The 8,204-nt window shown below is 63.8% G+C and carries 9 protein-coding genes; 5 read left to right on the top strand and 4 right to left on the bottom strand.

Annotation, left to right across the window (positions count from 1 at the left end; all coding sequences use genetic code 11):
- The 3 genes from SH809_16995 to SH809_17005 all read right to left on the bottom strand — a co-directional run.
- Positions 1-1,452 (bottom strand): regulator (locus SH809_16995; GenBank protein ID MDZ4701412.1); only part of this gene is annotated, 1,452 nt, incomplete at its 3' end.
- Positions 1,449-1,916 carry a 6,7-dimethyl-8-ribityllumazine synthase gene (gene ribE, locus SH809_17000; GenBank protein ID MDZ4701413.1) on the bottom strand — a complete coding sequence of 156 codons (468 nt, stop codon included), beginning with the start codon at positions 1,914-1,916 and terminating at the stop codon, positions 1,449-1,451. The genes SH809_16995 and ribE, both read right to left, overlap by 4 nt.
- 12 nt (positions 1,917-1,928) lie before the next feature.
- Entirely contained in the window at positions 1,929-2,777 is an 849-nt protein-coding gene (locus SH809_17005; protein ID MDZ4701414.1) for a PHP domain-containing protein, read from the bottom strand.
- 227 nt (positions 2,778-3,004) lie between these two features.
- On the opposite strand from SH809_17005, the gene SH809_17010 reads away from it, so the two are divergent.
- The 5 genes from SH809_17010 (at position 3,005) to SH809_17030 (ending at position 7,613) form a co-directional block, all read left to right on the top strand.
- Positions 3,005-3,487, top strand: a complete 483-nt coding sequence (locus SH809_17010; GenBank protein MDZ4701415.1) for an HIT domain-containing protein — start codon at positions 3,005-3,007, stop codon at positions 3,485-3,487.
- A gap of 65 nt (positions 3,488-3,552) precedes the next feature.
- On the top strand, positions 3,553-4,722 hold the full coding sequence (locus SH809_17015; GenBank protein MDZ4701416.1) for a lysylphosphatidylglycerol synthase transmembrane domain-containing protein: 1,170 nt from the start codon (positions 3,553-3,555) through the stop codon (positions 4,720-4,722).
- A gap of 12 nt (positions 4,723-4,734) precedes the next feature.
- On the top strand, positions 4,735-5,784 hold the full coding sequence (locus SH809_17020) for a DUF72 domain-containing protein (GenBank protein MDZ4701417.1): 1,050 nt from the start codon (positions 4,735-4,737) through the stop codon (positions 5,782-5,784).
- Positions 5,785-5,819: 35 nt separating this feature from the next.
- Positions 5,820-6,776, top strand: a complete 957-nt coding sequence (locus SH809_17025; protein MDZ4701418.1) for an ABC transporter ATP-binding protein — start codon at positions 5,820-5,822, stop codon at positions 6,774-6,776.
- 12 nt (positions 6,777-6,788) lie between these two features.
- Positions 6,789-7,613 carry an ABC transporter permease subunit gene (locus SH809_17030; GenBank protein MDZ4701419.1) on the top strand — a complete coding sequence of 275 codons (825 nt, stop codon included), beginning with the start codon at positions 6,789-6,791 and terminating at the stop codon, positions 7,611-7,613.
- Here SH809_17030 and SH809_17035 read toward each other — a convergent pair.
- On the bottom strand, positions 7,594-8,204 hold a 611-nt coding region (locus tag SH809_17035; GenBank protein ID MDZ4701420.1), incomplete at its 5' end, for a GDSL-type esterase/lipase family protein. The genes SH809_17030 and SH809_17035 overlap by 20 nt on opposite strands.

Genomic DNA, 8,204 nt, shown 5'->3' on the forward strand with positions numbered 1-8,204 from the left:
GCCGATAGGGGATGGCAACGACGCCCACCCCTCGCCGGGCTGCCACACGCTGAGCGGGCGGGCGGCGTCGACATTCGTGACCCACACCGTCCCGTCCGGCTGGCTGCCGATGCCGCCGATGATGATAAATGTCTCGTCGGTGACGGCCTCGGCGCGGCGGAGCGAGGAGTTGGACTGGTCGTGCACGACGATCTCGTCTTCAAGCGTCACTTCGAGCAGGGCGCCGCCGAAGGAGCCGACCCAGGCGTGCCCACGTGCGTCGACGTGGGCATACCGAAATTCGGTCCGCCGGCCCACCAATTCGGGCCGGAAGCGCGATGTATAACTCGTCCACGTCCCATCCGGCGACAGCTTATAAAATCCCACGTTGGAACCTCGCACGCCGCCCAGCCAGAGCGTGCCGTCGCCTGCAAAGGCGAGGTCGGAGAACTGGCCGTCGTACGGACCTTCCGGGTAGATATCCGCCGCGATCACATCCAGCGTCAGAGCGCCGGCGGCGATCGGCTCCGTCGCGACGAGGCCGGCGGCTTCATCCCCCACCCACAGCCCTCCATCAGGCCCTTCGACGACACTCCGCATCGCCTGGAGTGCCGGGCTACTTACCGTCTGTACCCCACCGGCAGCGTCGATCGCGACCAGCGAGAATCCGCTGACGCTCATGAGCCGATCACCCACCGGTCGCAACCGCTGCACGACGCCGGTTCGGACAACTTCAGCGTAGGCGCCGGGTCCCGCCCGGCGGAACACGGCCGACGCACCGCCGGCGTACAGCGCGCCCTCGAATATCGCCAGCGCCGTCAGGGGCCCCGAGCCAGGGACAGCCTCGATAGTCCAGCTGGCAGGGTCTTTCGGATTGGGCGTATCGAGCGGCGCACGGGCGATGCCCTCTGCCGTGGCCAACCAAAACGCCGGCGTTTCACCATCGAGCCCGCCTACGACGACATCATACACTGTAGCGCCGGGTGTGAGAGAGCCAAGCTGACTGTAGGTGTCGCGCACTTCGCCCCGAACGGGATCGAACACCACCAGGCCGAAGTCCGTGGCCACCAGTAATGAGTCGCCCTGTTCTACGATGCGCCGAATGGTGCGGCTCGGAAACTGAGCCGCGCGTTCGATGTCGCGGAACGAGCGTACGGCGCCGGTCAGCACATCGAGCCGATCGAGCACCCCATCCCGATACCCGATCCACACACATTCACACGCCGCGCTGTACAACACGGCCTGGGTGAGTACGTTGTGCAGCCCCTCGGCCGGCGTGAACCGGCGCAATTCCGAGCCGGCCGGGTCGTATGCGAACACCCCACCGGTAGTCGCCACCCAGATCGATGCGTCGGAAGCGGACAGATCCACCACCTGCCGGAAGGACGTATGCGCCTGCCAGGCGCCCACTTGCGCGATGGCCGCCGGCGCCGCCAGCAGCCCGAGAACGAGGATGAGGAGGAGTCGTCTCATGAACACTTTCTCAGCACGTTGACCATCTCGATGGCCGAGACGGCGGCTTCGGCGCCCTTGTTGCCGGCCTTGCTGCCGGCCCGTTCGATGGCCTGCTCAATCGTTTCAGTCGTGATTACCCCGAACAGCACCGGGATATCCGCCTCGAGGGCCGTGCGTGCAATGCCGGCCGCCGCCTGGCCGGCGACGAAGTCGTAGTGCGAGGTGGCCCCCCGGATGACGGCGCCGAGGCAGACGATGGCGTCGAACCGGCCGGTAGCCGCGAGCCGCTTGACGAGAAGCGGGGCCTCGAAGGCGCCCGGGCACCACGCGACGGTGAGCGACTCCATGTCCGCGCCGTGCCGGCGGAACGCGTCGAGCGCCCCATCGAGCAATTTCTCGGTGATAAACGAGTTAAAGCGGCTGACTACGATCGCGAAGCGCGCCGTGCCGGCGGTCAGTTCTCCTTCGAGGACGATGGGCATGAGGACCAGATGTTAACAGACTGCGGGAACGAAGGGTGCGCACGCCGCGCGCGCTCGGGCGAGTTCATCTCCCGTCACGCCGAGCCGGCCGAGGCGCTCGTCGTCCTGAGACCGATACCCGTGAAAATCAGAGCCGCCGGTCTCGACAAGCCCGAGCGTGCAGGCGAGCCTGCGGTAATAATCGATCAGGCTTGTATCGTGCGACGGATGAATCGTTTCCAGGCCGTCCAGACCGTCGGATTTGAGGGACCGGATCTCATGGTCGGACGTCCAGTGCCCCGGATGGGCGAGCACGCCGATGCCGCCGGCGGCGTGGAGCGCCTCGAGCGCATCGCGGGCCGGGGGGCAATCGATCGGGACGTACGCGGGGCCGGCGTCTTTCAGATACCGGGTGAAGGCTTCCTCCGGTGAACTGACCAGTTCGTTCCGCGCCATGGCGCGGGCGATGTGCGGCCGGCCGACGCTGGCGCCCTGCGCGATATCGAACACTTCCTCCAGCGTAAGGACAACCCCCAATCTCCGCAACCGGTCCAGTATGGCGGCCGCCCGTTCGATCCGCAGGGTTTCGAATTCCTGCATGAAGGTCGCGAGGCCGGCGTGGTCGGGGTCGAAGAAATACCCGAGGAGGTGGACGATGCGGCGCGTGATGCGGACGCTGAGTTCAACTCCCGGGATCACCTCGATCCCGAGTGCGGCGCCCGCGGCGGCGGCTTCATGGAAGCCGCGCAGGGTGTCGTGATCCGTCAGCGCGAAGCCCACGAGCCCCTTGCCGTGCACCCGCCGTACCAGCGCGGCCGGCGACAGAGCGCCGTCCGAACACGTGCTGTGCGTATGCATATCGACAAACTGGCCGTGGCGCATGGGAAACGTGGCGATCCGTGACTGTCCGATTGGAGGCCCGACTAGAACCAACGTTCGCGCAATTGGTTTTGAAGCCAGGACGTAACAGAACGCCCCGCCGGCGCGTTTAGCTGGTCGTTCAGGTTCTTCGCACGGCATCGGTTGGTATTCCACCACGAAACAGGAGTTGGTTTATGGAACGAATGTGGAGCCCCTGGCGCTCTGCGCATCTCGAGCGAGACGACCGGATGAAGGCGGTGCCTGGCGCTGATATGGACACCCGGTCGTTATTTGCGCGCCTCGCGGCGGAGGATGAGGACGAAAAAAATTACATCGTCTGGAGGGGGGTACATGTTTTCGTCATCATGAACCTCTATCCTTACAACAATGGCCACCTGCTCATCGTCCCCTATCGGACGGTGGCAGCGTATGAAGAACTTTCACGGGACGAGCAAATAGAACTGGCCGTTACACTCGACCAGTGTATTCGGTGGCTCAACGAAGCGCTTTGCCCCGAAGGATTTAATGTAGGCATGAACCTCGGTAAGGCGGCGGGAGCCGGCATTCCGGATCATTTGCACCTGCATGTGGTACCGCGCTGGCAAGGAGACACGAACTTCATGCCCACTATCGGTGAAGTCAAAGTCCTCCCCGAAGCGCTTGATGTAACGTATCGAAAACTCGTGGCCGCTGCCCGGGCCGGAGCCACCGCTTTCCCACAAGCGGGCTAGATGGCCTACCGCGCCGTACCTTTCAGGATGCCGCTGGCTCTTTCGATTTCCACGCAGAATAGATCATGTCCGATACGAACATCGCCCCCCCGCCCCAGGACACACGTATGCCTTCGGACGGCGACGATAACACGGGGAAGGTATCGCGGATTTCGCTCCGCAACGTGGCCTGGCCCCTCCTGCTGAGCCTCCTCGTTCTACTTCTGATCGCCTACTTCACGTTCGACGCCGGCTCGTTCCGGCAGATGCTGTCCACCCTCCGCCCTACGTTCCTCGTCGCCGCCATCGCCACGGTTGTGCTGCGCGTCGCGTTCGGCGCGTGGCGATTTCAGCACACCGCCCGTGGATCGCTGACCTTCATGCAGAGCCTGCGCGGGCAGCTCTCATGGGATTTTTTCTCGAATGTCACGCCTTCCGCCCTGGGTGGCGGGCCGTTCGCGGCGGTGTATATGGCGCGGGACTCACAGAATAAGGTGGGTGAAACGACGGCGCTCGTGCTGTACACGATGTTGCTGGATCAACTGTGGTCCGCCTTGATGATCCCACTGATCCTCTTCTCCACCCTCTATTTCGCCGTCATCCCGGAATCCGTGGGCTCGGTCGGCGCCCTGGCTTTCGTCGGGTACTTCCTGACCATGATGACCTGGGTCAGCCTCTTCGGGTACGCCACGCTCTTCCGACCCGAACTGCTCCAGCGCATCAGCGACCGCATCTTCCGACTCCGCTTCCTCCAGCGGTTTCGGCCGGTAGTGGCGCGAGAAATGGAGCAGATGGGTGGATTCGCCCGCATCTTGCGTTCGCAGCCAGCAAGCTTCTTCGGCGCCAGCTTCGTGCTGACCGCCGGCACCTGGCTGCCGCGGTATCTGCTGCCAGTGTTTATCGTCCTGAGCGTCTTTCCGGATCTCGACAGCTTCCTCTTTTTTATCCGCGGCATCACCATGATGGTGAGCGCGATGATCATCCCCACCCCGGGCGGCGCCGGCGGCATCGAAGGGCTTTATGCCCTGTTCATGGGGCCGCTCATGCCGAAGGCGCTTGTTGCACCGACCCTCTTCCTGTGGCGCTTCCTGGGTTATTACATCTTCCTGGGTCTGGGGGCGTTTATCTTCAAAAAGAAACGCACTGAGCCGCTCGCCGCCTCCGCGGCGGCAGCGACGGACGACGCTATTCGCCGTCCCGACCCTGCGACCCCGTCGCACGAACCTGAATTTGCCGACACGCAAGAACAAGCCTGATCCCGGACCGCCATGTCCGTCTCCAACGCCTGGCAACGCGAACGTATCGAAGTTTACGACTTCCGCGCGCTGTACCCGAACCTGCGTTTCGGCACGGCCTCCGATCGGTACGCCGGCTGGATCGGGCAGATCTACCCCGACACCTATACAAGCCGGCTGAGTTCTCGGACCAAAAAGCTCGACGGGCGCAGCTTCGCGGAGCGCACGCTGCCGGTGGAGTCCGTGGTGGATTATTTCGACCACTTCGAGGTGCTGGAGCTGGACTTCACGTTTTACAGGCCGCTGCGTGAGGCGGACGGAGGCCCATCGAACAACTACTTCGTCCTCCAGCAATACGCCGATCATGCGCCGGAGGGCGCCCGTTTCTTCCTCAAGGCGCCACAACTCTACACGGCGCGTACGCTGCGGGGGCAGTCCGGCGGCGCCGTTTCCTACAGCGCCAATACGCAATTTTTGCATGCCGGGGAATTCCAGACACGCTTTTTGGAACCCGCCACCGAGATCCTGGGTAATCGCCTCCTCGGCATCCTGTTCGAGCAAGAATATCAGCGGGTGTCGGAAAGCCCCGACCCCGAACAGAATATCGCAGATCTCGACGGTTTCTTTTCGCAGTTGCCCCCTGGCATACAGCTGCACCTTGAATTACGCTCGCCGCACTTCCTGTCCGCATCCTATTTTGCATGGCTCGAGTCGCGTGGGCTCGGATTTGTCTTCAGTCATTGGACGTGGCTACCGTCGCTCCGCGACCAGTGGCGTCTTTGCGGTGAACGGTTTACAGCACGTGATGGTCAGGTCGTGGCGCGCCTGCTGACACCGCTCGGGATGCCTTACGCAACAGCTTACGCGCAGGCGCATCCATTCGACCAGCCGCTGCCTGCAATCGCCGACAGCGAAGCCGGCCGAGCCATGGTGCTGGATACCACGGCGCTGGCGTATCAGGCGTTCGGCGCCAACCGTGTTCTCAATATCATCGTCAATAACCGGGCCTGGGGAAACGCGCCGGCACTCGCCCGGGCCATCGCACATCGTATTGTCGACGAAGAAGCCCGCCGGTCCGGCTGATTCATCTTCTCCTTCTCCTTCTTCTCTCTTCCTCCATGTCCGTCATCCGTACCCTCCAGTTGACTCGCTACTTCGGGGAAAAGGCGGCCGTCAAGGATCTGTCCATCACAATCGAACGGGGGGAGATTTTCGGGTTGCTCGGGCACAATGGCGCCGGTAAAACGACCTCGATCCGCTTGCTGACGGGCATCCTCAGCGGGCACGGCGGTACGATGGAAGTTCTGGGATTGTCTCCTGAAAAAGATGGGCCGGCGATCCGCGCGCGGACGGGCGTCTTACCCGAAACCCATGCGCTCGATGAACGGATGACGGCCTTCGACACGCTGCGTCTTCACGGGCTCACGTTCGGCTGGGCGCCCCGCGCGATTCCGGCGCGGATCGAGGAAGTCCTGGCGGCGTTCGATCTTTCCGAACAAACCCATCAGCGGATCCGCCGGCTCAGCAAGGGCATGAAACAACGCCTCGCCCTGGCTCGCACTCTCTTCCATCGCCCCGAACTTATCTTCCTCGACGAGCCGACCTCCGCGCTCGACCCGGTGGCCCGTCAGTCCGTGCATACGTTCTTGACAGGCGTCGTCCAGTCCGAGGGCGCCACCGCGGTCGTGTGTACGCATAATCTGAATGAGGCACAGGCGATCTGCGACCGGGTGGGTGTGCTGGAGAATGGCCGGCTCATCGCCCTCGGGACACCGGCGGAGTTGATTGCCGGACTCTCCGAACAGGCCACCCGCGCCGACCATCCGGTGCTGTTCGAGGTGCCGCCCGAGGAAATGGACCGGGCGTGCGAGGTCCTCAAACAGGCTCATTCCCGGATCCATGTCGAAAAAAACAGCCACAGCCTGCGGGTCCACGGCGTGGGCCGCGCCCAGGTGCCCGATGTCGTCGAGTGCCTCGTCCAGCATCATATCCGGATCTACGCCATCAACGTCCCTCCCGTGTCCCTGACGGATGTCTACATGGCGCTTCACTCGCCCCGAAACGCAGGGCAATAAGTCTCATCTACCATGCATTTCTCCGCCGTCTTCGCCCTCGTGCGTCGGGATCTCAAGATCGTTTCGCAGAGTCGCGGGGTGTTGCTCCCCATGCTTGTCGTACCCGTCCTTTCGCTGGTGCTTCTGCCGGTGCTGGCAGTCGTAGCACCCAGCCTGGGCGACTCCGAGCAGGCCACCGTGCTGGCGCTGTCGCGGATCGTCGACTGGATGTCGGTCGGCCTGCAGGACCAGCTGGCCGGCTACACGGATCTGCAGAAATGGGTCGTGCTGGTACTCGTGTACTTCCTGGCGCCGCTCTACCTCATCGTCCCGCTCATGGTGGCGAGCGTCGTCGCGGCGGACAGCTTCGCCGGCGAAAAGGAGCGCAAAACGCTGGAGGCGCTGCTATACACCCCGACGACGGATGCCGAGCTATTTTTTGGCAAGGTGCTGGCCGCGTGGCTGCCGGCGATGGCGGTGTCGCTCGGCAGTTTCTTGCTGTACGCCACCGTCGCGAACTGGGTAGCGTGGCCCGTCCTCAATCGCCTGTTATTCCCGAACGCGATCTGGCTGATCCTGGTCTTCTGGGTCGCGCCGGCCGTCGCCGCGATGGGGCTGAGCGTGACGGTACTCATCTCCAGCCGGGTCCAAAGCTTTCAGGAGGCGTTCCAGCTGGGCGGCTTCGTGGTCCTGCCGATCGTTGTGTTGCTGGTGGGCCAAGTGTCCGGGGTGATGTACTTCAGCAAGGGCATGGTGGCGCTGCTTGGGCTGGGATTCTGGTTGATCGACGCCGCGTTGCTGGTGATCGGGGCGCGCATTTTCCGGCGGGAGAACCTGCTCACCGGCGATCCGGGCTGACGGCGCGCACGATCAGGGGCGCGATGCGCTCGGCCCATGCGGCATACATGGCGCCGGAGGGGTGTAGTCCGTCGGGCGCCAGCCAGGCGGGGTCCGTGGACGCGCGTCGGCTCAGGTCCACGATATCGATCCAGGCCATCCCAACCGACTTCGCCATAGAAGCTAGCAGCCGATTCGAGGCATCGAGCGCCGTCGCGAGGGCAGCGCGGTCGCGGGAGGCCGCAAAAGGGGTGACGCTCCAATCCGGTATGGCGATCAGGACCGTGCGTTCCACCCGGCCGCTGGCGCAGGCGATGGCGCGCCGGCAGAGCCGCTGCAGGTCCTCACGAAACGCCTCGACCGCCCGTCCCCGATACTGGTCGTTGACGCCGATGAGGAGTGCGACAAAGGCATAGTCCATCGCCGGCGGAGTGTCCTTCAGGGCAAGCAGCAGATCGCACGTCGCCCACCCGGTTTGCGCGATCACATCCACCGTCGCGCCGGCGATCTCTCGGGAAACGATGCGGTTTACCTGAGCCGGCCAGGCTTCGTCGGCCGCGACATCCTCCCCCACGGTATACGAATCGCCGAGCGCCAGCCACTTCATCAGGC

It is taken from the genome of Rhodothermales bacterium (assembly GCA_034439735.1).
GTDB lineage: Bacteria > Bacteroidota > Rhodothermia > Rhodothermales > JAHQVL01 > JAWKNW01.